At 66.0% G+C, this 1,341-nt stretch carries 2 protein-coding genes; both read left to right on the forward strand.

What is annotated here, in order from left to right:
* Window positions 1-2 precede the first annotated feature (2 nt).
* Entirely contained in the window at window positions 3-941 is a 939-nt protein-coding gene (locus tag AC1DY5_RS55910; RefSeq protein WP_478122749.1) for a Bug family tripartite tricarboxylate transporter substrate binding protein, read from the forward strand.
* Window positions 942-949: 8 nt separating this feature from the next.
* Window positions 950-1,341: amidase family protein (locus tag AC1DY5_RS55915; RefSeq protein WP_478122750.1), on the forward strand; the 392-nt coding region annotated here is incomplete at its 3' end.

Here is a 1,341-nt window from a genome sequence, read left to right on the forward strand (position 1 = left end):
TGCTGACGTCCCTCTTCGCAGTGCCGGCCTTGGCCGCCGACGCCTACCCTTCCCGCCCGATCACGCTCGTCATTCCATTCCCTCCGGGCGGCGGCGCCGACGTGATGGGACGCGTCATCGGACAAAAGCTCGGCGCCCTCCTTGGCCAGCCGGTGATCGTGGATAACCGCGCAGGCGCAGGCACGATCATCGGCGCGTCGTACGTGGCCAAGGCACCGGCAGACGGCTACACGCTGCTGGTGAGCTCCGGAACCACATTCACCATCAACCCTGCGATCCGCAACAACCTGCCCTACGACCCGATCAAGAGCTTCGACCCTGTCGGCATCGCCGGCCGCAGCGGCCTGATCCTGCTTGCCAACACTCAAGTGCCGGCGCAATCGGTCAAGCAGTTCGTGGACTACGTGCAAGCGTCGCCGGGCAAGTACGCGTATGGCTCGTTCGGCACCGGCACGACCTCGCAGTTCGCGGCCGAAGCCATCCTGTCGGCCACCCATCTGAGGATGACCCATGTGCCCTACAAGGGCAGCGCACCAGCCATGACCGACCTGATCGGCGGGCAGGTTCCGTTTACGGTGGACACCGTGTCGGCGGCGATTCCTCAGCTTCGCGGCGGCAAGATCAAGGCCATCGCGGTGACAACCGCCAAGCGCTCAGCACTGCTGCCGAACGTGCCCACGATGGCCGAGAGTGGCTATCCGGAGATCGACATGGACACATGGCTCGCGTTGGCCGGCCCGAAGGGTATGCCGCCCGAGGTCAAGACGAAGCTGGAGAAAGCCCTTGCAGCGGCGATGGACGACCCCGACACGCGCGCCAAGCTGGTGGCCCAGGGCTTTGAGCCCACTTTCATGGGCTCCGCCGCGATGGCCGAGCTCATCAATCGCGAGCTGCCCTTGATGCGCGCACTGGCTCGCCGCGCCAACATCACGGCGGATTGAGCGATCCRATGATGAGCATCCCCGTCACCACCGGCCACGAGTTGGTCGAGAAGTCGGCTGTCGAACTGCGACGCCTCATCGGCAGCAAGGCCATCTCTCCGGTCGAACTCCTCGACGCCTGCGTGCGGCGCATCGAGGCTGTCAATCCCCTCGTCAACGCGGTCACCGCCACCTGTTTCGATCGCGCCCGTTCCGAAGCGCATGCCGCCGAGCGCGCCGTCATGTCGGGCGACCCGCTCGGGCTGCTGCACGGCCTGCCGACGGGCGTGAAGGACCTCGAACCCACCGCTGGCCTGCTCACGACCTGGGGTTCGCCGCTGTTTCGCGATCATGTTCCTACGGAAGACATCGAGCTCGTAGCACGCCTTCGCCGCGCCGGTGGCATCGTCACCGCGAAGAC

It is taken from the genome of Variovorax sp. P4_D9, assembly GCF_056401695.1.